Genomic DNA, 23,900 nt, shown 5'->3' with positions numbered 1-23,900 from the left:
CGGCGCGTCGAACGTCAAGCGGACGGGCGCGTGCGGATGCCCTTTACGAAAGATTCACGACCGACCGTTCAACAGAGGTCACGAATGACGGAAACGACGGCAATGACGCCAGTGAAGGCAACAACGCAAGAGGCAGACGATTCCACCGCCGCGTTCGACGCCGCGCGCGCGAGGCTGCACGCGCTGGCTTACCGGTTGCTCGGTAGCCGCGCGGAAGCCGAGGACGTCGTCCAGGATGCGTGGCTCAAATGGCGCTTCGCGAGCGCCGACGACGTGCGCACGCCGGTGGCCTGGCTCACGACGATCACCACGCGTCTCGCGATCGACCGGCTGCGGCACCGGCAGTCGGAGCGTGCGCTACAGGCCGACAGCGGGTTGCCGCCGTGGCTCGACGATCTCGCGCCGTCCGCGGAAACGCTCGCGCTGCGCACGTCGGAACTCTCCGACGCGGTGCGGCTGCTGCTCGAACGGTTGAAGCCCGAAGAGCGCGCGGCGCTCGTGCTGCACGAAGCGTTCGATTGCGATTTCGCGGAAATCGGCAAGATTCTCGACCGGCCGCCATCGACCTGCCGGCAGATCGTGCATCGCGCGAAGCATCGTCTGCAGCGCGCGGGCGCGCCGCTGCCCGCAGCCGATCCGGCCACGCACCGGCGGCTCGTCGATGCGTTGCGCACGGCAATCGATGCGCAGGACAGCGAGCGTGTGCTGCTGCTCGTCGGCCATGTGCCGGCGATGCTCGATGAGCACGACCATGCGCTGACCGTTGAAGCGTTCGTCGAACGCATTAGCGGCTGCACGTCGGAAGCGTTGTCGGTGGAAGGTGTACGAGATGTTGCGCTGATGCGCGACGGCGAGATCGTCGGTTTGCTGGAGGTCTCGGCGGGCGACGACGGAAGCATCGCGGAACTGCGGATCGTGGCGGATGCCGCGACGCTGCACGTATTGAACGGCAGGTTCGGTCTGCGCGCGGTGCAACGTCTGCTGAAGCGGATTCGTGCGCGGACGATGCGTCCGTCAGTTACGGTGTGCGGCGACTTCCCAGTTGATATCGACGCATAGCACCTGCGTGCCGTGCGCGGTCTGCGCGGCGATCGACGCGGTCACACACAGGTGCGCTTCATTGATCGACAGATACGGCGGCGTCAGATGCACCTTGCCCGGCGCGCGCAGCGCCTCGATGAAATACGGCCGACGTTCCCAGCTTGCGCCTTCCGAATGCAGCAGCGGCCGGAAGCGTTTCGCGCGTTGTGACGAGCGGCCCGGCGGCAGCACGTTGTCGCCGATCTGCCGGCCCGAACCGTCGAGCAGGAAGCAGCGCGCCGTTTCACCGAGCGCGAGTAGCGGCGCCGTCGCGTTCGCGACCGTCGTGCCGCCGGCGAGTTGCGCGCTCGCCTGTTCGAGCGCGGCAACGTAGGGTGCGAGGCGCTTCACCTGCGCGCGTTCGCGCGCGGCCACCCGCTCGCGCAACGCGGCCGACAGCGCGTCCATCAGCCCCGCCGCTGTCTGCGGCTTCACCGGTTCGACACTCGGCCCCGCGAAATACGCACCTTGCACGAAATCGACGTTGCATTCGAGCGCGATCAGCGCGTCGCGCTCGGTCGCGAGGCTGCCCATCAGTACGAGTTGCCCCGACTCGTGCAGTAGCGACACGAGCCCTGGCAATACGCGTTCAATGTGTGAATGCTCGCTCGCCTGCGCGAGGATGCAGCGGTCGAGCGTGACGATGTCGGGCCGCAGCTGCCATACGCGGTCGATGTTCGAATGCTTCGCGCCGAAGCCGTCCAGCGCGATCAGAAAGCCCGATTTGCGCAGCGCGTCGACGATTTCCGCGAAGCGCGTCGTTTCGCCGCCCGCCTGTTCCGACACTTCGAGTACGACGCGCTGCGGCGGCAAGCCGAGTGCCTTCAGGCTCGCGAGCAGCGCGTCGCCGTAGCTCGTGTCCATCAGCGCGGCGGGGTGCAGATTCAGGAAGAGCCACTCGTCGTGGCTGTCGAATGCATTGAAGTTGCCGAGATGCAGCGACTCGGCGAGCCGCCCGAGTTCCAGCAGATCGCCACGCCGCGCCGCCTGGGTGAACACCTCGTGCGACGGCACCTGCTGCGCGTGCTCGTCGTGCGCGCGCAGCGACGCGTGGTAGCCGATGGCGCGCCGGTGCGACACCGAGAACACCGGCTGGAACACGCTGAAGACCGTGTAGCCGCCGTACAGCACGGTGCGCCGGGAGCCTTCGTCGCCGCCTGCCATCGGGCGCGGCGGCTGGAAGCCGGGTGGGTCGAGGTCGATCAGGCTCATCATGTCGGTCGGGTGAAGGGCGACGTGCAAAGTCGCGAAATGACGCGGGGGCTGCAAACAAGTTTACAGGATAGGCCAGCAAGAAACATGCACATGAGGAAAGTGCACGCCGCATAGGCTGGCTTCGCGTTTACGTGTGCTGCGCGATCAGGCGCGCCGCATTCGCACAGCGATGGTGCGCCTGGCGCCCGCTTATTGCACGTCGGAGGCACGCGGGCACTCCGCTCACAGGATCACGTCCGCTCGGACGGGTCGGTCTTTTTCGCCGTGCGGCGGATGTCCGGCGCGAGCTGCGCGAAGATCCACGACGACCCGGCGGTGATGATGCCGACGCACAGGAACGTCGCGTGGAATGCGGGCAGCGTGTTCGCTTCGGTGACGCGCGGTATCAGCCCGGTGAACGTCGCGAGCAATGCACCGGCCACCGTCACACCGAGGCTCATCGACAGCATCTGCACCAGCGAAAACAGGCTGTTGCCACTGCTCGCGCCGCCCGTGCCCAGGTCCTTCAGTGTGAGGGTGTTCATCGCGGTGAACTGGATCGAGTTGACGCCGCCGAAGAACGCGAGCTGCACGAGCCGCAGCCAGAGCGGTTGGGCCATGCTCGTCAGCGAGAAGCTCGCCATCGCGAGACCGACCAGCACCGTGTTCGTGACGAGGATGCGCCGGTAGCCGTATTTCGTGATCAGCCGTGTGACGATCCGCTTCGACGTCATGCCGGCGGCGGCGACCGGCAGCATCATCAGGCCGGCTTCGAACGCCGAATAGCCGAGGCTCACCTGTAGCAGCAGCGGAATCAGGTACGGCATCGCGCCGCTGCCGATCCGCGCGAACAGGTTGCCGAGCAGGCCGACGCTGAACGTATGGATCTTGAAGAGATCGAGCGGAAAGAGCGGCTGCGATGCGCGCGCCGCGTGCAACCCGTAGGCGACGAAGCAGGCAAGGCTCAGGATCAGCAGCACGAGCACGGTGGCATGCTGGATGCCGAGTTCGGTGCGGCCGTCGAGCGCGAACGAGATCGCTACCATGCCGAGCACCAGCAGCACGTAACCCTTCATGTCGAAGGGCGGGGTGTCCGGGTTGCGGCTGTCCAGCATGAAGATGAACGTCGCGATGCAACCAATGATTCCCACCGGCACGTTGATCAGGAAGATCCAGTGCCACGACGCGATCTTGACGAGCCAGCCGCCGAGCGTCGGGCCGATCAGCGGCCCGACCAGGCCCGGGATCGCGATGAACGACAGCGCGGGCAGATAGCGTTCGGCGGGAAACGTGCGCAGCACGGCGAGCCGCCCGACCGGCAGCAGCATCGCGCCGCCCACGCCCTGCACGATGCGCCAGATCACCAGTTGCGTCAGCGTATGCGCGTTTGCACACAGCAGCGAGCCGAGCGTAAACACGAGGATCGCGCTGAAGAACACGCGCCGTGTGCCGAGCTTGTCCGCGAGCCAGCCCGACACCGGGATCATCACGGCCATCGTCAGCGAGTACGCGATCACCACCGATTGCATCCGCAGCGGCAACTCGCCGAGACTCGTCGCCATCGCGGGCAGCGCGGTATTGACGATGGTCGAATCGAGAGCCTGCATGAAGAAGCCGGTGGCGGCGAGCCACAGCATCACGTTGAGTGCGCGGGGAGACGGGGCGACTGCGGGAGAGGGCGTGGACATGGGAGAGTAGGCGCCGGATCGACGCATGCCCGGGGACACCGGGACGCGGTGCTTCGAATGGATGGGACTGACGGGGCAGCCCACATTCTAGGGAAAAGAGTGGGGCGGGGATAGCGCGCGGTAGTCGCGCAAGGTGAGTTGCCGGATTTCGCTCAACGTGTGGCGAGCGCGGCCGCTGCTGCGAAGAAGGTCTGCGCGCGTGGATCGTTCGTGAACGCCACGTTGATGCGGGTCCACGGGCTCGTTTCCGCGTGCGGCCGGAAATAGCGGCCCGGCGCGACCGTCACGCCGAGCGGTTCGCCGCACGCGACAAGCTGCTCCGCGTCCGCGATGCCCGGCACACGCGCCCACACGAACGTGCCGCCAAGCGGCTTTTCGAACACTTCCCAGCCGGAGTTCTCGAGCGTCTGCACAGTCGTGCCGATTGCCTCGCGCATCCGCCGGCGCAGTCGATCGAGAAACTTCCGGTACGCGCCGCGTTCGAGCTGCGCGTGCGCGACCGCCTCGATAAAGCGCGAACCGCCGATGCTCGTCAGCATCCGGATGTCGGCAAGGTCCTTGATGATCTCGTGACTCGCGACCACGTACCCGACGCGCAGCGACGACGACAGCGTCTTCGACAGCCCGCCGACGTAGATCACGTGTTCGAGCTGGTCGAGCGTTGCGAGGCGGTCGGTCGGGTCGGTCTGATAGTCCGCGTAAATGTCGTCCTCGACGAACGTGAAGCCGTGTTCGCGCGCGAGCTGCAGCAGCCGGAACGCGACCGGCGGCGACACGGTCGTGCCGGTCGGATTGTGGAACACGGTATTGATGAAGAACAGCTTAGGGCGGTGCTGTTGCAACTGCGTCTGCAGCACGTCGAGATCGGGACCGCTGCGCGTGCGCGGAATGCCGACGATCTTCACGCCGTGCAGCTTCAGCAGGCCGTTCAGGTTGTAGTAGCCGGGGTCCTCGACGAACATCGTGTCGCCGGGCTTCAGGCGATAGCGCATCACCAGATCGAGTGCCTGACTCGCACCTTCGGTAATCAGGATCTGCGACACGTCGGCCACGATGCCGAGCTGCGCGATGCGCGCCTGCAGATGCTCGCGCAGCGCTGGGTTGCCGAGCGGCGTCGCGTAGTCGATCAGGGCCGACATGTCGACGCGCGACACGTGGCGGATCGCCTGCCCGAGGCTGTCCATGTCGCGCCACGATTCCGGAACGAAGCCGGTGCCGAGCTTCAGCGATTCGCCCGGGTGATTGAACTGCTGGCTGATGTGCCCCGACTCTTCCTCGGCGCGGCGCGGGTCCGACGTGCCCATGCCCGACATCGTCGTGCGCGAGCGTTCGGCGACATAGAAGCCGGACCCTGGCCGCGAATCGACGTAGCCGAGCGACACCAGACGGTCGTACGCCTCGATCACCGGAAAACGGCTGATCACGTGATCGGCAGCAAGCTGGCGGATCGACGGCAGCTTGGCGCCAGGATGTGCGGCGCGCGAGCGGATCCAGGTCTGCACGCCGCTGACGATCTGCTCGGTCAGCGGCACGCCGTTGTCGCGGTCGAGTTCGAGGGGGAGTTTCATCTGCGGCTCCTGACAGATGGCGCTGGACACAACGGATAAAAACCAAACTGTCCAGTTTTTCAACTGCACAGTTCCGTTGAAACTGTCCGGAACTGTTCATGGGTTTCGGATCGTCGCACGACAATAATGATTGCACCAGAGGACCCTGTGCGGTGCATGGGACGGGAGTAAGTGCTAAAGCGCGAACTCTGGTCGACAGCTAAAGCGCTAACTCCCGTCGACAGCGGTGCATGGGACCGGAGTAAGTGCTTTGCGCTAACTCCCGTCGACAAAGGAGAATGGCGATGCGTGAAATCCGTACTTTCGAACTTGAACATGGCGAGCCGGCGGCCGCGTGGCGCGCCGCCCAACCGCTCGTCGTGAAGGTGATGGCGGGCGAGATCTGGCTGACGGTCGAAGGCGACGCGGAAGATTACTGGCTCGCATCCGGCGAGTCGTTCCGTCTGCCGCGTGGGGCGATGGCGTGGATCAGCGCGGGCCGCAACGGTGCGCGGGTCGCGCTCGCTTTCGAGGAGGCGAGTGTCCGTGTTCCGGCTCGCTCGCGTCTCGTTGGTGCGCGGGCGCTGCCAGGCTGGTTTCCTCGCTGGTTGCGCACGGCCTGATTGAGCGGCCTCTGCCGGCTCAGTTCACACTCAGTCCGCCGGATGCTCTCCGACGTAGCGGGCTCGCGGCCGGATCAGCCGGCCGTCGGCGGTCTGCTCCATCGCGTGCGCGATCCAGCCGACGGTGCGGCCCACCGCGAACAGCGTAAAGGCCGCTTCTTTCGGCAGCCCGAGAACGCGCTCGATCGCGGCGAGCGCGAAGTCGAGCGTCGGCTCCGTGCCGGCGGTTTCTCGCACCGTTTGCGCGAGCGCGAGTATGTCCGGCAGCGGCGAGCGGGCGGGCGCGCAGTGCGTGAGCGCGTCGAGCAGCAGCGCGGCGCGCGGATCGCCGTGCGGATACAGCGGATGACCGAAGCCCGACAGCACGGAGCCTGGTGCGCCGTGCTCATGCTGCGCGAGGCGCGTGCCGAGGAAGCGGTCGAGATCGGCGGCGCGTGCTGCTTCGTCGAACAGCGCGGTGACGCGCGTGGTCTCGCCGCCGTGACGCGGTCCCGCGAGCGCCGCGAGGCCACCGGTCACCGCGCCAAACAGATGCGTGCCGGTCGACGTGATGCAACGCACGGTGAACGTCGATGCGTTCAGTTCATGATCGGCACACGCGACGAGCGCCATTCTCAACAGATCCACTTGCTGACGGTTGCGCACGCCCCATGCGGCGGCGAGCTGGCGATGCAGCGCATCGCCTGACGGCGCGGTCGAGATCATCGCGGCGGCGACGAACCGCATCAGCGCACACGCGGTATCGAGTTGCGCGTCGCGGCCGAGCGCCCAGATCCGCGGCATTTGCGCTGCTGCCGCGGGCAGCAGGACCAGCGCACGGTCGAGCGGCGTGCTGTCGCTCCATAGCTTCAGCCAGGCGGCCCATTGCGCAGGCGACGGCGGACCTTCACGTGGCGATGGCGCGTCAGCGATGCGTCGCGGCGAACATTCCCACAGCAGCGCGGCGACCTGTTCAAGCGTCGCGGTCCGTGCGAGCGCGGTCGCATCGTGGCCGCGGTAGTACAGATGACCATCCGCGATCAGCGTGATCGACGACTCCAGCACCGGTACGCCCCAGTCCAGCACCTTCTGTGCGACCTTGCCGGCGCGCTTGCCGTCGGCCTTGCGGCGTGCGAGCCGGCGCACTTCCGCGGCATCGTAGAGACGGCGCTGTCCGTGCGCGTCGGGGGTCGAGTGCAGCATGCCGCGACTCACGTACGCGTAGAGCGTGGACAGGCTGATGCTGAGCGCTTCGGCGGCTTCGGTCGCGGTGAGGTGACTGGGCATGGATATATAAGGCAGCGGAAAAACAGGAGAAATCGATCTATGTTGATTATCTTAATCAAGATTGATCGATGCGGCCTGGAATTCTAGACTCGGAGCCGTTCTCTTCTTTCTGCGATGCCGGTCATGACGCCTTCTCTTGCTCTCGATCATCTATGGACCGTCGCCGCATGCGACCCGGCGGCACTCGATACTGTGTCCATCACGGGCGACGATCCCGCGCTGCCGTCGGTGTATCGCGTCGGCACGCTGGCCGCCGCGACGATCGCCGCGACCGGACTCGCCGCGGCCGAATGCTTCCGGTTGCGCACCGGCTGCCGGCAGCGCGTCGAGGTCGACGTGCGACGCGCGCTCGCCGCGTTTCGCAGCGAGCGCTATCTGCGGGTGAACGGCGGACCGCCACCCGCGCTGCGCGATCCCGTCACCGGTTTCTATGCGACGCGCGATGGTCGATGGATCCAGCTGCACACGAATTTTCCGCATCATCTGCAGGGCGTGTTGACGGTGCTCGATTGCGCGAACGACCCCACGGCGGTGGCCGATGCGATTCGCGGCTGGGACGGCGCGGCGCTCGACCAGACGCTCGCCGATGCCGGGTTGTGCGCGGCGCTGATCCGTTCGCCGCGCGAGTGGGCCGTGCTCGATCAGGCGAAGGCGATCGCGAACCTGCCGCTCTTCGAGATCGAGCGGATCGGCGATGCGCCGCCGGAACCGCCGGGCCGTGGCGGTCTCGACCGGCCGCTTGCGTGCGTGCGTGTGCTCGACCTGTCGCGCATCATCGCGGGACCGGCGGCGGGTCGCGCGCTCGCGCAGCATGGCGCGCAGGTGCTGTTGATCAACGGTCCGCACCTGCCGAACATCGCGCCGCTCGTGATCGATCTCGGGCGCGGCAAGCGGTCGGCGGTGCTCGATCTACGCGATGAAGCGCCGCGTGCGCAGTTGCGTGAACTGGCCACAGGGGCCGACGTGTTCCTGCAGGCGTATCGTCCGGGCGCGCTGTCGACGCGCGGCTTCGGACCCGATGCGCTTGCGCAGCTGCGGCCCGGGATCGTCTACGTGTCGGTGTGCGCATACAGCCACACGGGACCCTGGGCCGGGCGACGCGGCTTCGACAGTCTCGTGCAGTCGGCGAGCGGGATCGCGTGGACGGAGAGCCGTGCTGCGGGAACCGATGCGCCGAAGCATCTCCCGTGTCAGGCGCTCGATCACGCGACCGGTTACCTGGCCGCGTTCGGCGCGATGGCCGCGCTTGCACGGCGCGCAACCGAGGGCGGCAGCTGGCACGTGCGTGTGTCGCTCGCGCAGACTGGGCGATGGCTGCAGTCGATGGGGCAGATCGAAGATGGCTGGCGTGCGCCCGACGTCACACCCGACGACGTCGCGGACTGCGTCGAAACCGTCGACTCGCCGTTCGGTCGAGTACTCGGCACGCAGCCGGCGGAACGGCTGACCGAAACGCCGCCGTTCTTCGCGCGGCCGCCGGTGCCGGTCGGGCACGACGACGCGCGCTGGGACGACTGAAGCACGCGCAGCTTCGAGTGACTACTTGCGCAGCTCCGCGACGAAGTCGTAGTAATCGTTGCGGCAGTAGGTATCGGTGAGTTCGATCGCGCGCTGATCGGCGGTGTAGCCGACGCGCGTGATCAGCAGCAGCGCTTCGTTCTGCGCGATGCTCATCTGCTGCGCGATCTCTTCGCTCGCGTTGACCGCGCGAAAGTGCTGCAGCGCGCGCACGATCGACAGCCCACGCTGCTCGAGATAGCTGTACAGCGAATCGCCGATCGACTGCGGATCGGGAATCAGCGAAGCGGGGAAGGTCGAGTTTTCGACCGCCATCACGATGCCGTCCGCGAGCCGCAGACGGCGCAGCCGTGTCACGGCCGCGGCCGGCGACAGACCCAGTTGAATCACTTCGTCGCGATTGGCCGGCAGGATTTCGCGCGACAGCCATTGCGAACTCGGCGTGAAGCCGCGGCGACGCAGCATCTCGCTGAAGCTCGATAGCCGCGATAGCGGGTCTTCGTAGCGCGGTGTGATGAAACTGCCCGCGCCTTGCGTACGGCGGATCAACCCCTGCTCGACCAGCAGCGCGATCGCCTTGCGCGCCGTGATCCGCGACACGCCGAGCGCTTCCGACAGCACGCGCTCCGACGGCAGCGCTTCGCCCGCGTTCCAGCGGTTCTCGTGGATTGCGTGGCCGAGCTTGCGGGCGAGTTGCAGATACAGCGGTGTGTCGCTTTCCGGGTCCGGGCGCAGGTCGCGCCAGCGGTCTTCCGAGGCAGAGTTCATAAGACGGGCGTAGAAGGGCAAGCGACAATTCTATGACATCGGCGCGCTCCGTTATAGCGGGCTTTTGTGTGCGTGCTGCTTGCGCGTCGGACGAGCGGCTACACTGAACCGGTGAACGAACGCGGCGATCTCTTTTAAAGCAGCATAAGCACGACTGTCATTCAACCGGAGAAGACATGACGACGACCGATCCAGCCAGCGTCGCGCTGCCCGACGGCGAGCGCATTCCGAAGCTGGGGCAGGGCACGTGGGAAATGGGTGAGCGCCGCGCGCAGCGCGCGGCGGAAATCGCGGCGCTGCGCCTGGGCATCGAACTGGGCATGACGCTCATCGATACCGCCGAGATGTACGGCGATGGCGCAACCGAATCGCTGCTCGGCGAAGCGCTCGACGGGCTGCGCGACCAGGTGTTTCTCGTGAGCAAGGTGTATCCGCATAACGCGGGCAAACGCGGCGTGCAGGCGGCGTGTGAGCAGAGTCTGAAGCGCCTGAAGACCGACCGGCTCGATCTGTATCTGCTGCACTGGCGCGGGTCGATGCCGCTCGAGGAGACCGTCGCGGGCTTCGAGGCGCTGCGTCGCGACGGCAAGATTCGCCACTGGGGCGTGAGCAATTTCGACACCGACGACATGGAAGAACTCGTCAGCGTGCCCGACGGCGAACGCTGCGCGACCAATCAGATTCTGTATAACGTCGCGCGTCGCGGATCGGAGTTCGATCTGCTGCCGTGGCTCGCGGAACGCAGGATGCCCGCGATGGCGTACAGTCCGGTCGATCATGCGCGGCTGCCGAAACGCTCGCCGCTCGACGACATCGCGGATGCGCGCGGTGTGTCGGTGGTTCAGGTGGCGTTAGCGTGGGTGCTGCAGCAGCCTGACGTATTCGCGATTCCGAAGTCAGGGCGGATCGAGCACGTGCGCGACAACCGTCGCGCGCTCGACCTGCGACTCGATGCGGATGAGTGCACGCGGATTGACGCGCACTTCAGACCGCCGCGCAGCAAGCGGCCGCTCGAGATGTTGTGAGCGGCTGCCTTCTGTATGTTGCCACTCAACTGCATGCGTGATGCATGTGCACGGAGCCGAGCACTGCGACCTCGGCGGGCGTGCGTTTCAATGAGTCTTCACTGACCTGGCCCGCGTCGGTGACGAACTCGTCGACGATCGACGAGACCGACGTGCCGTGCAGGCACAGCGACACGCGCTGCGTTTCGTTGGCGGGCAGCGACGCACGCTGGCCGAGGAACAGCACGCCGTATTGATAGCCGTGGATGATGCCGCGAATCGCACCGACGCACTGACCGTGTGCGGTGTTGTCCTGCTGACGGCATAGCTGTGCGAGCGACGATGCGGAGAAACTGGGATCGACGGGCGGGGCGGTCTGATCGGGTTGGGCCGTGGTCGCGGTTTGCGCTGCGGTTTGCGCAGTAGCGAGCGACGGCGCGAGCGCGACGACCGCAGCCATCAGCAACGCGGCGACAGCGCGCGACGAAGCGAGGGGGACGTTTTTCTGCATGTGTGGTGTCCTCATATCGATCGTTGAATCTCGTATGAGGCGCGCGGCGCCGTTTGGTTCCTGCCGCCTTTGCGCGGGTGCCGTCACGTGCGTCGTGCGTGCGGGCTGCATCGCGATGCGGAGCGTTGTTCGCGAGGGGCCGTGGACGGCCGGCGGTGCGCTCGCCGGCCGTCGCTGTCGTGCCCGAGGGTCCCGGCCCCCGGCGGCGACGTTGGACCGGGGGATCGCAACGTCACCGCCGACGCTGGCCGGGAGGGCCGCGATCTGCTGAAGATTTCGTCGTGGTGGACGGCGCGGGGGCGCCGTCGCGAGGATCTAGTGTCCGTTGCCACCACTGTTGCCGTTGCTTCCGCCGGAGCCGCCGCCATGACCCCCACCGAAGCCGCCGCCTTTGCCGAAACCTCCACCGAAGCCGCCGCCCATCCCACCGAAACCGCCTTTACCACTGCCGAATCCACCGCCGAAACCTCCACCACTGGGACCGCCGCCTGGGCCGCCGCTACTGCCGCTACTGCCGCTACTGCCGCAACCGCAGCCACTGCCGCCACCGCCGCCACCGCCACCGCCACCGCCACCGCCACCGCCACCGCCACCGCCACCGCCACCGCCACCGCCACCGCCACCGCCACCGCTACTTCCACCGCCGTTGTTTCCTCCACCGCCGCCGCCCGAACTGCCGCTCGAGTTGCTGCTTCCACCGCCTCCGCTACTACCGCCGCTTGCGCCGCCGCTGCCGCTACCCGAGCCGGACGAGCCCGACGAACCGCCGCCGCGACCGCTGTTCGGCGTGCAGTTGCCGTTATTGCCGGGGCACGTCTTCGGCAGGAAGACGGCGGCGGCGTCTGCGTCAGCGGTGGTCGCACCCGCTGCTGCATCGGCAGCGCCTGCGCCCGTTCCCGCAGCGCCGCTTTGCGCGAGGACTGCGACCGGTGCGACGCCGCTTGCCGGCAACGCCGCATCGGCCACATCGACGGCGACGACCCACTTCGGGATCGCATTGTCGACAGGCGCGCCGTGCGCGTGGTGCGGCGTCAGCACGATTCCCGCGGCAACCGACAGCAGCGCCGCACGCTTCATCAACCCGTAGCTGTACTGATCGAATGTTATGGTTCTCATCACATCTCTCCCTACGACATGGCGGTCCTCGTCGACGTCACTCCATCGGTTGCGCGGAGCCGGCCATGCAGCGCGTCACGGTGCACGGGTCGCCCGGTTGTCCGGGCGCCCGCGTGCATGTCGCTCCCCGCGCGCGAATGTTTCGGCGGCTGCCGCAGTGTTCATCGCGCAGGCCGCGTAGACGGCGGCGCCAGCATCGCTTCGCTGTCTGGCCTCCGTCGCACGTGAACCCGTTGCCCGATCGTTACTTAGCGATAACCGTGCCATTCGTCGCGAAGCCGCGTCGTGTCGGGCATGGGCAGAGCGCACAGGACACAGTTCAGGATAAATCTGCGGAAAACGTTTCGAACGTGAAACGCGGATGCCGTGACGATGTTGCGATCAGCCGCGTTGCAGGCTGCGCAGGTCCGCGAGCGGAATGTGGCAGCGGATGCGATGGCCGTCGCCCGCCTCGAGGAAGAGGGGATCCGGCTGTTGTTTGTTTGCAGATCGCGCCGGGCTTGCGCGAAGAGCGCGTGTGGGCGCGTGTGGAATACGCAGCCCGACGGCAGCCAGTCCGATGTCGAGCAGGCGCCCGGCGCGGCCAGCGCGAAAAAAAGCCCGTTCGCAATGAACGGGCTTTTCCTTTTCCAGACCTGCAGTGCGACGCTTACTGCTTCGCGTTGATCACAGCTTCGGCGACGTTGTTCGGCGTTTCGGCGTAGTGCTTGAACTCCATCGTGTAGGTGGCGCGGCCTTGCGTTGCAGAACGCAGCGACGTCGAGTAACCGAACATCTCCGCGAGCGGCACTTCGGCGCGCACCAGCTTGCCGCCGCCGCCGGCGATGTCTTCCATGCCTTGCACGAGTCCACGGCGGCTCGACAGGTCGCCCATCACGTTGCCCATGAAGTCTTCCGGCGTTTCCACTTCGACGGCCATCATCGGTTCGAGCAGCACCGGCTTGGCCTTGCGCATGGCGTCCTTGAACGCTATCGAGCCGGCCATGCGGAACGCGTTTTCATTCGAGTCGACGTCGTGGTACGAACCGAAGGTCAGCGTGACCTTCACGTCGACCACCGGATAGCCCGCCAGCACGCCGGCCTTCAGCGTTTCCTGGATGCCCTTGTCGACCGCCGGAATGTATTCGCGCGGAATCACACCGCCCTTGATCGCGTCGACGAACTCGTAGCCCTTGCCTTGCGGCGCCGGCTCGAGCGTGATCACCGCGTGGCCGTACTGGCCGCGGCCGCCCGATTGCTTGACGAACTTGCCTTCGACGTCCTCGATCTTGTTGCGCACCGTTTCGCGATACGCGACCTGTGGCTTGCCGACGGTCGCCTCGACGCCGAACTCGCGCTTCATCCGGTCGACCAGAATTTCCAGGTGCAACTCGCCCATCCCGGAGATGATCGTCTGACCGGATTCCTCGTCCGTTTGCACGCGGAACGAAGGGTCTTCCTGCGCGAGACGGTTCAACGCGATGCCCATCTTTTCCTGATCGACCTTGGTCTTCGGCTCCACGGCCTGCGAGATCACCGGCTCCGGGAAGATCATCTTTTCGAGGATGATCACGTGGTTCGGATCGCACAGCGTGTCGCCGGTGGTTGCTTCCTTCAGGCCGACCGCCGCAGCGATGTCGCCCGCGTAGACTTCCTTGATTTCCTTGCGCTCGTTCGCGTGCATCTGCAGGATCCGGCCGAGGCGCTCTTTCTTTTCCTTGATCGCGTTGTAGACCGTGTCGCCCGAATTCACCACGCCCGAATACACGCGGAAGAAAATCAGCTGGCCGACGAACGGGTCCGTCATGATCTTGAACGCGAGGGCGGAGAACGGATCGCTGTCGTTCGGATGGCGCTCGATCTCCTTGTCGTATTCGTCGTGGCCGGTGATGGCGGGCACGTCGACAGGCGACGGCAGATAGTCGATCACCGCGTCGAGCATGGCCTGCACGCCCTTGTTCTTGAACGCGCTGCCGCACAGCATCGGCACGATTTCGTTCGCAATGCAGCGCGTGCGAATGCCGTGCTTGATTTCGTCTTCGGTCAGCGTCTCGCCGCCGAGGTACTTTTCGAGCAGTTCTTCGTTCGCTTCAGCGGCGGCCTCGACCATCTTGTCGTGCCACTCCTTCGCGGTGGCCGCGAGTTCCGCCGGAATATCCCGGTACTCGAACTTGATGCCCTGGTTCTCATCCTCCCAGTAGATCGCCTTCATCTTGACCAGATCGACGACGCCCTGGAAGTGTTCTTCAGCGCCGACCGGAATCTGGATCGGCACCGCAGTGCCCTTCAGACGCTCGCCGATCTGCCGCTGCACGCGGAAGAAGTCGGCGCCGACGCGGTCCATCTTGTTCACGAATGCGATGCGCGGCACCTTGTACTTGTTCGCCTGACGCCACACCGTTTCCGACTGCGGTTGCACGCCGCCGACCGAGTCATAGACCATGCACGCGCCGTCGAGCACGCGCATCGAGCGCTCGACTTCAATGGTGAAGTCGACGTGCCCCGGGGTGTCGATGATGTTGATGCGGTGTTCCGGATAGTTGCCCGCCATGCCTTTCCAGAAGGCGGTCGTGGCCGCGGACGTGATCGTGATGCCGCGCTCCTGTTCCTGCTCCATCCAGTCCATCGTCGCCGCGCCGTCGTGAACTTCGCCGATCTTGTGGGTCACGCCGGTGTAGAACAGAATGCGTTCGGTGGTGGTAGTTTTGCCGGCATCGATGTGAGCACTGATACCGATGTTCCGGTAGCGCTCGATGGGAGTCTTGCGGGGCACGTGAATCTCCTTGGAGTAAGGCGCGCCGATGAAAAAGCGTCGGGCGGCAGGATGCGCCGTCCGGACGATCGCGGTGCTGCGGTACGAAGACCATAAGAATAGCGCCTGCGTCAGGCTTTTGCAGGAATCTTCCGTGGCGGGCGGTTTGGGCCAGGGCAGGCGGTTGCTTCTGGACGATCACGCCGGTTCTACGCCGGCGCCGCGAAAATGCAAAAGCCGGCGCGCCCGAGGCGCCGCCGGCTTCCGGATCCGATGCCGGGCGCGCGTCGATGGACGACGCGCCCGCGAGCGATCACTGCGGCGCGGGCAGCCCCTGAATCTTCATCCCGGGCTTGATCCCCTTCGACGTGAACCAGCCCTTGCTCATCTCGAGCGCGTAGACGCCGTTGTTGCGCGGGCAGTGGTTGTCGGTCGTCTCGGCCTGCATCTCGTCGATGTCGGTCACCGTGCCGTCGGCGCGCATGAACGCGATCGACAGCGGGATCAACGTGTTCTTCATCCAGAAGCAGTGCACCGCGTTCTCGTTGAAGACGAACAGCATGCCTTCGTTGGACGCGAGCTGCGAGCGGTACATCAGACCTTGCTCGCGATCGGGGTCGTTGGCCGCAACCGCGGCATCGATCACGAACATGCCCGCGGTGAGTTTCACGCGTGGGAAATCGCCGGGCTGCTTCGCGCCCGATGGCATTTGCTGCGCGTGAGCGGCACCGGGTGCGGCGAGCCAGGCCGACGATAAAGCAGCGAGGGGCAGCACGATCGCAATCGCGACGCGTGCCAACGACAAGCGCAGGGGAAATCGCACGACAACACTCCTTGCGTCGAAAATAACCCGCGCATGTTACGCGAGCACGTCAAAAACAAAAAGGCAGATCGCCTTGCGGTGATCTGCCTTTCAACGCCGTAAGAACGGCAATACTGCTGGTTCTTGACTGCGTTTTTACAGCTACTTATTCCGAAGCGCCCGAAGCTGCAGCGGCTGCTGCTGCCTTCTTGTGCGACTTCTTGTGAGCGTGGTGCTTCGTGGTCTTCTTGGCCATCGAAGCAGCAGCTGCCGGAGCAGCCGGAGCCGAAGCAACGACCGGAGCCGAAGCTTGTGCGAAAGCAGCCGTTGCGAACAGGCCAGCGACCAGAGCAGCGATCAGTTTGTTCATTTTGTAAATCCTCAGCTTGAGTTGCGGTTAATTAACCAGATGACCCGATTCGGGAGTCATGCCGGTAAACGTGCCATCCACCTTTCGGTTGACAGACCCGTCGAAGAATCTTTCCGACGGGCACTGCTAGCGCTCGAACCGTTCGTGCAGGCCGTTGGAGCGGCGTGCACGAAGGCTCTTGTGGCTGAATGCCGGATAGCTTCGAGCGGCATCTGCGTCGAATAACGCGTGAGTTCAATACGTGGTTGACGAGATTCTTTCGTGAAATTTCGGGATTGTTTATTTGCTTGCGATTGCGCGTGCGATTGCGCGTGCGATTGCATTTGCAATTGCACGATGTGAGACCGTCTTCATGCGCGGCGCCACTTTCTCATCTCAATAAAAATACGTGTCGTCACAACGGGTTAGCGCGAGACACCATCCCATGGCGCACGGGCGGGGAGGTCGACGCTCTCGCCGGGCTGCAATCCGAGCGAAAAAATATCGAGTGCGCCGATGCCGACGCGCACGAGCCGCAGCGTCGGGAAACCGACCGCGGCCGTCATCCGCCTGACCTGCCGATTCTTGCCCTCGGTGATCGACAGTTCGATCCACGTAGCCGGAATCGCTGCGCGATAACGGATCGGTGGATTGCGTGGCCACAGCGTATCCGGCGTCGCGACGAAGCCTGCTTTGCACGGACGCGTGACGTAGTCGCCGAGATCGACGCCGCGCGCGAGTGCCGCGAGCGTCGTCTGGTCCGGCGTGCCTTCCACCTGGGCCCAGTAGCGTTTGACGAGTTTGTGCCGCGGTTCGGCGATGCGCGCCTGCAATCCGCCGTCGTCGGTGAGCAGCAGCAGACCCTCGCTGTCCGAATCGAGCCGACCGGCCGGATAGATGCCGGGTAACTTGATCCAGTCCGCCAGCGACGCGCGCGTCTCGTGCGGCGAGAACTGGCAGATGGTGCCGAAAGGCTTGTTGAGAGCGAGCAGACGCATACGGATCGTGGCTTCGGCGGAGCGCCCACTGGCGCGGGTTTGGTGGCAAGTCCGGGAGGAGGTCCGGTAGCAACTGGCGGGATATTAATGCATAATACGAAGCGACAAGTCTTTTGTCTTATATAAGACTCAGAAGGCTTGAGAACGCGGGTGTCGTCTGCGTACTGCCGGCCATGCAAAAACGTCGTGTCCGGGTGCGGGCGCGCAGTCGTCGGCGTGGGCTAGAATAGCGGCCTGGCCGCTTATTGGTGACGCCTGGCGCCCCGCACCAGGCGCAACGATGGCCCCCGGTTCCGCAGTCCATCGTCTGCTTTCCCCACAGCTTCCATCAGCATCGCTATCACTGGAGTCGACCATGCCGTATCAGCACATCAAGGTTCCGACCGGCGGAGACAAGATCACCGTCAATGCGGATTTCTCGCTCAACGTATCCGACCAGCCGATCATCCCCTTCATCGAAGGCGACGGCACCGGCGCGGACATCACGCCGGTGATGATCAAGGTCGTCGATGCGGCGGTCGAGAAAGCCTATGCGGGCAAGAAGAAGATCCACTGGATGGAAGTCTATGCCGGCGAGAAGGCGACCAAGGTGTACGGTCCGGACGTGTGGCTGCCGGAAGAAACGCTCGACGTCGTGAAGGAATACGTCGTGTCGATCAAGGGTCCGCTGACGACCCCGGTCGGCGGCGGCATCCGTTCGCTGAACGTCGCGCTGCGCCAGGAACTCGACCTGTACGTGTGTCTGCGTCCGGTGCAGTACTTCAAGGGCGTGCCTTCGCCGGTGCGTGAGCCGGAAAAGACCAACATGGTGATCTTCCGCGAGAACTCGGAAGACATCTACGCCGGTATCGAATGGGCGGCGGAGTCGGAGCAGGCGAAGAAGGTCATCAAGTTCTTCCGCGAAGAAATGGGCGTGAAGAAGATCCGCTTCCCGGAAACGTCGGCGATCGGTGTGAAGCCGGTGTCGCGCGAAGGTACGGAACGTCTCGTGCGCAAGGCGATCCAGTACGTGATCGACAACGATCGCCGCTCGCTGACGCTGGTCCACAAGGGCAACATCATGAAGTTCACGGAAGGTGCGTTCCGTGACTACGGCTATGAGCTTGCGCAGAAGGAATTCGGCGCCGAGCTGATCGACGGCGGCCCGTGGATGAAGTTCAAGAACCCGCGGACGGGCAACGATATCGTCGTGAAGGACGTGATCGCCGACGCATTCCTGCAGCAGATCCTGCTGCGTCCGGCCGAATACGACGTGATCGCGACGCTGAACCTGAACGGCGACTACATCTCGGATGCACTGGCTGCGCAGGTCGGCGGCATTGGCATCGCGCCGGGCGCGAACCTGTCGGATTCGGTCGCGATGTTCGAAGCGACGCACGGCACGGCGCCGAAGTACGCGGGTAAGGACTACGTGAACCCGGGTTCGGAAATCCTTTCGGCGGAAATGATGCTGCGCCACCTCGGCTGGACCGAAGCGGCCGACGTCATCATCAAGTCGATGGAAAAGTCGATCCTGCAAAAGCGCGTCACGTACGACTTCGCGCGCCTGATGGAAGGCGCGACGCAGGTGTCGTGCTCGGGCTTCGGTCAGGTGCTGATCGAAAACATGTAAAGCGGTTCGGAGCGATCCGGCAAACCCCGGCGACACATCGTGTTGCCGGGGTTTTTGTTTTATGGCGAATCGCGTTCAGCAAAGCTTAACCACCGTTGTTCGCGCCGTTGCCCGTACCCGGTTGATACGCGGCGTTGATCTGGTTGCGCTGGGTCAGGCTCGTCACGGGATCGAAGCCGAGAATCGATGCTTCCGATCCGCTCGAGCTATTGTCCGAGATGTTCATGCCGGCGCCGCTCTGGCTCAGCGATCCGCCCGCGCCCATCACGTCCACCGCGTCGCCATTGCTGTTCACGATCAGGTTGTTGCTGATCGTGTCGTTCGAACCGGCGAGCGTCTGGCTGTTGGAGTCCGTGCCCGCGACGATGCCCATCCACTTCGAACCGTCGGACACCGAGTTCTCGATCGTGTCGCCGCTCGCACCCATCAACGCAAAACTGCGGCCGTACGAATTGTCGAGCGACAGATCGTGACTGAACACATTGCCGCTGTCCTGCTTGCCGTCGAACTTGTACGAGTCGTCCGAAAACGAATCGTCGCCGGCCTGATAGACCTCGTTGCCGCTGATCATGTTGTTCGTCGAGCCGTTCATCAGCGCGATGCCGTCGGCGTTCGAGCCTTCGACGAGATTGTTGCTGATCTGCGCGCCGCTCGCGCCGTCCAGCCGGATGCCATTCGATTCCGCGCCGAGCGTGGTCACGTTGCTCACGCTGTCGCCCGAACCGGTGACGTCGATCGCGGCTTCACCCGGTTGCGAATCGCGGCTCCCGGCCGACGTCGACGTCGCGAGATTCGAGATCGATGCATTGCTGCCGAGCTTGATCGCTTCCTCGCTCGGGTTGGTCGCGTGCAGCACGGTGCCGCTGCCGGACCCCTGAATCTTGACGCCGCTGGCATTCAGCACATTGCTGTGGTTGTACGTGCCGGGTGGGAACCAGACGGTCTGGCCGGTTTTCTGCGCCGCATCGATTGCATTCTGGATCGCGGGCTGATCGTCGGAGGAACCGTCGCCCTTCGCGCCGTAGTCCTTCACGTTGATCGAGTTCGGCGGCTGCGTCGCGGTGCCGGACAGCGCGCCCGGACCGGAGCCGCCGCTCACCGGTGGCGCGCCCGTCACTGGACTGGGTGTGTTGACCGCGGGTGCTCCGGTCGATGGTGTTGTGGCGCCGGGCGTTCCCGCAGCCGGTGTCGTGCCGGGTCCGCCGGTACTGCCCGCAGGCGGCAACGCAGCAGGACTGCCGCCCGACGGCGAGCCGACTGCAGGCATCGGTGCCGCAACTGGTTGAGGCATCGAGAAAGAAGGCGCTGCGCCTCCACCTCCGCCGCCTCCACTCCCGCCGCCCATATCGTTCGAAGGCGACGACGTATTCTGATTCTGGTTCAGCATCTGCATCAACATGGCTTCGATGAACTGGATCAGTTCGTTGATCGTCTGATTGCTCGAACTGGCTCCGCCCGTTGAACTGTTCAGATAATCGTAAGGGTTCGTGCTGTAAGCCCCGGCGATCGTAGACATGATGATTTCCTGATAAATCAGTGGAGATTGCACCGCAACATTGCGCCGGGAAACGGAAGACCCATTGCACATAGTGTGGGGCGCGAAATCAGTCGGTACGCGCACGATACGAAGTTTCCGGCATAAACACGAAAAACCCGGCCAGCCGCATTCGACGGCCCAATCGCGGTCACGTCGGCCCGGATGGGGTTCTCCCGTTTATCCTTCACCTCAATAATCGAAATGTAAGGCATCGCGAATTCACTCAATTCATCGACTAATTCGTTTAGCAAAACGAATAAACATAATGCGATAGGAATACATCATTGACTTTCGCGATTTATACCACCTAGACTTGGTTCGCATAGAGATCGGATCCGCTTTTACAAATAGATTTGTTTAGGATATCTACTAAACAAAAACTATAAGAAAGGAGACGGCTGTGAAAAGAGACAAGGAGATTGGTCTGGTCCTGTTGATGCTCGGTGCATTGGCGGGATGCGGCGGCGACAGTCATTCGGGTGCGGCGCAGGTCGCGACAATGTCGGTGGCTGCCAACAACGAAACGAGCCAATCCGCGTCGGCAGGCGGCGGGAGTGGCGGCACCGGCAGCGCCGACAGCAGCGACGACTTAGACGCAACCCCGCGCGCCAACCTGCCGCTAACCCAATATGTGAATCCGCTGATCGGCACGCTCGCGAGCAATTCGCCGAACCCGGTGCCCGCCGGCCAGGCTGGCAGCGTGGTGCCGGCGGCGGGTCTGCCGTCCGGCATGGTGCAGTGGGCGCCCGACACGAACACCACCTCGGCGCCGTCGACCAGCAAGGAGCCCGGTTCACCCGCGGGCTACTACTACGATCTGTCGAATATCCAGGGCTTCAGTCTCACGCACATGAGCGGCGCCGGCTGCGGCGGCAACGACGGCGAGTTTCCCGTCATGCCGACCACCGATGCAACGCAACTCACGCCCTCGTTCAGCCATAGCAACGAGCACGCGGCGGCCGGTTTCTATTCGGTCGTGCTGGACAGCCAGGTCAAGGTGGAACTCACCGCGACGCTGCGCACCGGCTTCGGCCGCTTCACGTATCCGGCTGCGAAGCCCTCGATCGTCGTGCTCGATACCACGCATACCAACACGCGCACGTCGGTAGCGGGTTCGGTGACGAAGGTAGCCAGCGACACGATCTCCGGCACCACGACCGGTGGCGGGTTCTGCGGCAATTCGACGGCGGTGCCGGTCTACTTCTACGCGCAGTTCAGCCAGCCGTTCGCCAGTACGTCGTCGTTCAGCAATGGCCTCGCGGTGATGAACTTCAAGCCCGGCGCAACCGTACTGATGAAAATCGGTATCTCCTATGTGAGCGTCGCGAATGCGAAGGACAATCTCGCGAAAGAAAACCCCACGTGGGACTTCAACGGAGTCAAGGCGCTCGCGGAACAAACGTGGAACACGCGCCTGAATGCGATCCAGGCGACCGGCGGCACGCGCGATGCGACGACGAAGTTCTACACCGCGCTCTATCACGCGCTGTGGGCGCCGAGCGTATTCAGCGATGCCAACGGGCAATACATCGGATTCGATAACACGGTGCATAGCGTCGCGCACGGACACGCGCAGTACACGAGCTTTTCCGGCTGGGATGTCTATCGGTCGCTGATTCCGTTGAAGGCCGTGCTGTTCCCGCGGGAAACCAGCGACATGATGCAGTCGCTCGTGAACGACGCCGATCAGTGCGGGGCGATTCCGCACTGGGTCAACGACAACGTCGAAGACGGCGTGATGCCCGGCGACGCCGGTTCGATCATGGTCGCGGGCGGCTATGCGTTCGGCGCGAGAGCGTTCGACACGCAGGGCGCGCTGAAGCACATGATCCAGATGGCGAACATTCCGGGCACAGCGTGCAACGGCGCGGCAAGTTACGGCGACACGCAGGACCAGATCAACTTCCTGGGGTTGGGACACGTCGTGCCGGGCAGTTCGGCAGCATCGTCGTCTGCGAACCTCGAGTACGAAAGCAGCAACTTCGCGATTGCGGCCTTTGCCGGCGCGCTGGGCAATGCGCCCATCCAGAAGATGATGCTGGGCCATTCCGCGTACTGGCAATACCTGTTGGACACGTCGTTGAATCCGCCGCTGATCGCAACAAGAAATACTGACGGCACCTGGTCCACGACCGAAACCCCGAGCAGCACCGACAACTACACCGAAGGCAATGCCGAGCAATACACGTGGATGGTGCCGTTCGATCCCACCGGACTCTTCGGGCAACTGGGCGGCAACAGCGTGGTCGTGCCGCGGCTGAACAACTTCTTCACCGTGCTCAATGCCGGCATGAGCCTGCCCAATTTCTACATGGGCAACGAGCCGACGTTCGAAGTGCCGTGGCTGTACAACTGGGCCGGATCGCCGTCCGGCACGCAGAACGTCGTCCAGCGGATCATGAACACGGCGTTCAGCACGCAGCCCGACGGTCTGCCCGGCAACGACGATCTCGGCGCAGTATCGGGCTGGTACGTGTGGGGGGCGCTCGGTCTCTATCCTGAAGTGCCTGCGGTCGGCGGTTTTGCGATCGGCAGCCCGCAATTTCCGGAGATCGCGGTGCGTCTTGGCAACGGCCAGATGCTGCGCATCTCGGCGCGCGACGCGCCCACGGCGAACTACATCCAGAGCCTGACGGTGAACGGCAGCCCGCACACCAGCACGTGGTTGCCGCTCACTGCGCTCGAGCGCGGCGCGACACTGCACTTCGCGATGGGATCGTCACCGTCGGATTGGGGCACGGCCGCAGCGGACGCACCGCCTTCATTCGGCGTACCGGTTGCGCTGAACGTTGCCGACGCGTTCAACAATCATGGCATCGGTATCGACGGCGCCGTCAATACCGATGGCACGGGTGCGAACTTCGACGGCGGTCTGTTCACGTACTCGTCGGCGGCGATGACGGCGGCCGGCTGGACGCCGAACCAGTCGTTCACGTTCGACGGCGCGACCTTCCCGGCTTCGGGGGCGGCGATGCTCGACAACGCGATCGCGGTCGGACAGACGGTGATATTGAGGCAGGCACAGCCCGGCAGCAATCTTGTCGTGCTGGGCGCGTCGAACAATGGGCCGAGCAGCGGCACTGCACGCATCAATTATTCGGACGGCACGTCGTCCACTTTCACGCTCGCGTTCGACGACTGGACGCTGAATGGCGGCAGCAAGACCGCAAGCGCGGACATCGCGTTGACGATGCCGTACCGCAATACCGGCAGCGGTCAGAAGGACAACACGAAAACCTATGTGTTCGCCGTGAAGGTGCCGTTGATGGCGGGCAAGACCGTCGCCAGCGTGACGCTGCCGCGGCAGGTGAGCACCGGGGAGATTCACGTGTTCGGGATGGCGGTGGGTTCGTGATCGGGGCGTCGTCGACGCCGCTCACGCAAGCCCGTGATTCTGCTGCTCGACGCGCTGGCGAACAGCGCGTCGAGCAGACCGCCAACTCGCCATCGTCGCTTCTTGTCGCACCGGGTTCGCCGTAACAACGACACCCGCGTCGTTACATCAAAGAAGCAAGAACAATCAACCGCATCGAACACGATCGGCTTGCGGCAACGC

19 protein-coding genes are annotated in these 23,900 nt (G+C 64.5%); 7 read left to right on the top strand and 12 right to left on the bottom strand.

The annotated features are described in order from the left end of the window. Positions 1-84: 84 nt before the first annotated feature. A complete protein-coding gene (locus tag ACREXZ_RS20335) occupies positions 85-1,059 on the top strand; it encodes a sigma-70 family RNA polymerase sigma factor (protein ID WP_431765907.1) in 975 nt (324 codons plus the stop codon). Here ACREXZ_RS20335 and ACREXZ_RS20330 read toward each other — a convergent pair. The 3 genes from ACREXZ_RS20330 to ACREXZ_RS20320 all read right to left on the bottom strand — a co-directional run bounded on the left by ACREXZ_RS20330 (position 1,015) and on the right by ACREXZ_RS20320 (position 5,530). Continuing rightward, positions 1,015-2,292: an EAL domain-containing protein gene (locus ACREXZ_RS20330; protein ID WP_431765940.1), complete on the bottom strand. Its 1,278-nt coding sequence runs from the start codon at positions 2,290-2,292 to the stop codon at positions 1,015-1,017. The genes ACREXZ_RS20335 and ACREXZ_RS20330 overlap by 45 nt on opposite strands. Before the next feature lie 233 nt (positions 2,293-2,525). Further along, positions 2,526-3,962 (bottom strand): multidrug transporter subunit MdtD, encoded by a 1,437-nt coding sequence (gene mdtD / locus ACREXZ_RS20325; protein WP_431765906.1) that lies wholly within the window; start codon positions 3,960-3,962, stop codon positions 2,526-2,528. Positions 3,963-4,114: 152 nt separating this feature from the next. Further along, positions 4,115-5,530 carry a PLP-dependent aminotransferase family protein gene (locus ACREXZ_RS20320; protein ID WP_431765905.1) on the bottom strand — a complete coding sequence of 472 codons (1,416 nt, stop codon included), beginning with the start codon at positions 5,528-5,530 and terminating at the stop codon, positions 4,115-4,117. Positions 5,531-5,814: 284 nt separating this feature from the next. Between ACREXZ_RS20320 and ACREXZ_RS20315 the strand changes: the two genes are divergently transcribed. Continuing rightward, positions 5,815-6,132, top strand: coding sequence for a DUF2917 domain-containing protein (locus ACREXZ_RS20315; RefSeq protein WP_431765904.1), 318 nt, complete (start codon positions 5,815-5,817; stop codon positions 6,130-6,132). Between the two features lie 30 nt (positions 6,133-6,162). Here the strand turns inward: ACREXZ_RS20315 and ACREXZ_RS20310 are convergent, their stop codons facing one another. Next, positions 6,163-7,398, bottom strand: a complete 1,236-nt coding sequence (locus ACREXZ_RS20310; protein WP_431765903.1) for a citrate/2-methylcitrate synthase — start codon at positions 7,396-7,398, stop codon at positions 6,163-6,165. 123 nt (positions 7,399-7,521) lie between these two features. Here ACREXZ_RS20310 and ACREXZ_RS20305 point away from each other — a divergent pair, with 123 nt between their 5' ends. Continuing rightward, positions 7,522-8,916: a CoA transferase gene (locus ACREXZ_RS20305; protein WP_431765902.1), complete on the top strand. Its 1,395-nt coding sequence runs from the start codon at positions 7,522-7,524 to the stop codon at positions 8,914-8,916. A 21-nt stretch (positions 8,917-8,937) separates the two neighbouring features. Here the strand turns inward: ACREXZ_RS20305 and ACREXZ_RS20300 are convergent, their stop codons facing one another. Further along, positions 8,938-9,684 (bottom strand): GntR family transcriptional regulator, encoded by a 747-nt coding sequence (locus tag ACREXZ_RS20300; protein WP_431765901.1) that lies wholly within the window; start codon positions 9,682-9,684, stop codon positions 8,938-8,940. Positions 9,685-9,860: 176 nt separating this feature from the next. On the opposite strand from ACREXZ_RS20300, the gene ACREXZ_RS20295 reads away from it, so the two are divergent. Continuing rightward, positions 9,861-10,709, top strand: a complete 849-nt coding sequence (locus tag ACREXZ_RS20295; protein ID WP_431765900.1) for an aldo/keto reductase — start codon at positions 9,861-9,863, stop codon at positions 10,707-10,709. A 25-nt stretch (positions 10,710-10,734) separates the two neighbouring features. Here ACREXZ_RS20295 and ACREXZ_RS20290 read toward each other — a convergent pair whose 3' ends face one another. Beyond that, positions 10,735-11,199, bottom strand: coding sequence for a hypothetical protein (locus ACREXZ_RS20290; RefSeq protein WP_431765899.1), 465 nt, complete (start codon positions 11,197-11,199; stop codon positions 10,735-10,737). Positions 11,200-11,514: 315 nt separating this feature from the next. Then, positions 11,515-12,315 carry a hypothetical protein gene (locus ACREXZ_RS20285; protein WP_431765898.1) on the bottom strand — a complete coding sequence of 267 codons (801 nt, stop codon included), beginning with the start codon at positions 12,313-12,315 and terminating at the stop codon, positions 11,515-11,517. 366 nt (positions 12,316-12,681) lie between these two features. Here ACREXZ_RS20285 and ACREXZ_RS20280 point away from each other — a divergent pair, with 366 nt between their 5' ends. Further along, positions 12,682-12,981, top strand: coding sequence for a hypothetical protein (locus ACREXZ_RS20280; protein ID WP_431765942.1), 300 nt, complete (start codon positions 12,682-12,684; stop codon positions 12,979-12,981). Here ACREXZ_RS20280 and fusA read toward each other — a convergent pair. From fusA to ACREXZ_RS20260, 4 genes are all read right to left on the bottom strand, one after another. Beyond that, on the bottom strand, positions 12,965-15,067 hold the full coding sequence (gene fusA, locus ACREXZ_RS20275; RefSeq protein WP_431765897.1) for an elongation factor G: 2,103 nt from the start codon (positions 15,065-15,067) through the stop codon (positions 12,965-12,967). The two genes, ACREXZ_RS20280 and fusA, sit on opposite strands and share 17 nt — an antisense overlap. Before the next feature lie 292 nt (positions 15,068-15,359). Beyond that, entirely contained in the window at positions 15,360-15,869 is a 510-nt protein-coding gene (locus ACREXZ_RS20270; RefSeq protein WP_431765896.1) for a DUF192 domain-containing protein, read from the bottom strand. 145 nt (positions 15,870-16,014) lie between these two features. Then, complete coding sequence (locus tag ACREXZ_RS20265) at positions 16,015-16,218, bottom strand: hypothetical protein (protein ID WP_431765895.1); 204 nt, start codon at positions 16,216-16,218, stop codon at positions 16,015-16,017. Positions 16,219-16,622: 404 nt separating this feature from the next. Then, complete coding sequence (locus ACREXZ_RS20260; RefSeq protein WP_431765894.1) at positions 16,623-17,195, bottom strand: pseudouridine synthase; 573 nt, start codon at positions 17,193-17,195, stop codon at positions 16,623-16,625. Positions 17,196-17,550: 355 nt separating this feature from the next. On the opposite strand from ACREXZ_RS20260, the gene icd reads away from it, so the two are divergent. After that, entirely contained in the window at positions 17,551-18,807 is a 1,257-nt protein-coding gene (icd, locus tag ACREXZ_RS20255; RefSeq protein ID WP_431765893.1) for an NADP-dependent isocitrate dehydrogenase, read from the top strand. An 85-nt stretch (positions 18,808-18,892) separates the two neighbouring features. Here the strand turns inward: icd and ACREXZ_RS20250 are convergent, their stop codons facing one another. Then, positions 18,893-20,323 carry a glycosyl hydrolase family 28-related protein gene (locus tag ACREXZ_RS20250; RefSeq protein ID WP_431765892.1) on the bottom strand — a complete coding sequence of 477 codons (1,431 nt, stop codon included), beginning with the start codon at positions 20,321-20,323 and terminating at the stop codon, positions 18,893-18,895. Positions 20,324-20,780: 457 nt separating this feature from the next. Here ACREXZ_RS20250 and ACREXZ_RS20245 point away from each other — a divergent pair, with 457 nt between their 5' ends. Next, on the top strand, positions 20,781-23,699 hold the full coding sequence (locus tag ACREXZ_RS20245) for a GH92 family glycosyl hydrolase (RefSeq protein ID WP_431765939.1): 2,919 nt from the start codon (positions 20,781-20,783) through the stop codon (positions 23,697-23,699). Positions 23,700-23,900 lie beyond the last annotated feature (201 nt).

The sequence above is a fragment of the Paraburkholderia sp. genome (genome assembly GCF_050742655.1).
Classification (GTDB): Bacteria; Pseudomonadota; Gammaproteobacteria; order Burkholderiales; family Burkholderiaceae; genus Paraburkholderia.
The sequence above is the reverse complement of the archived record's forward strand: the minus strand, read 5'-3'. Positions and strand labels throughout refer to the sequence as shown.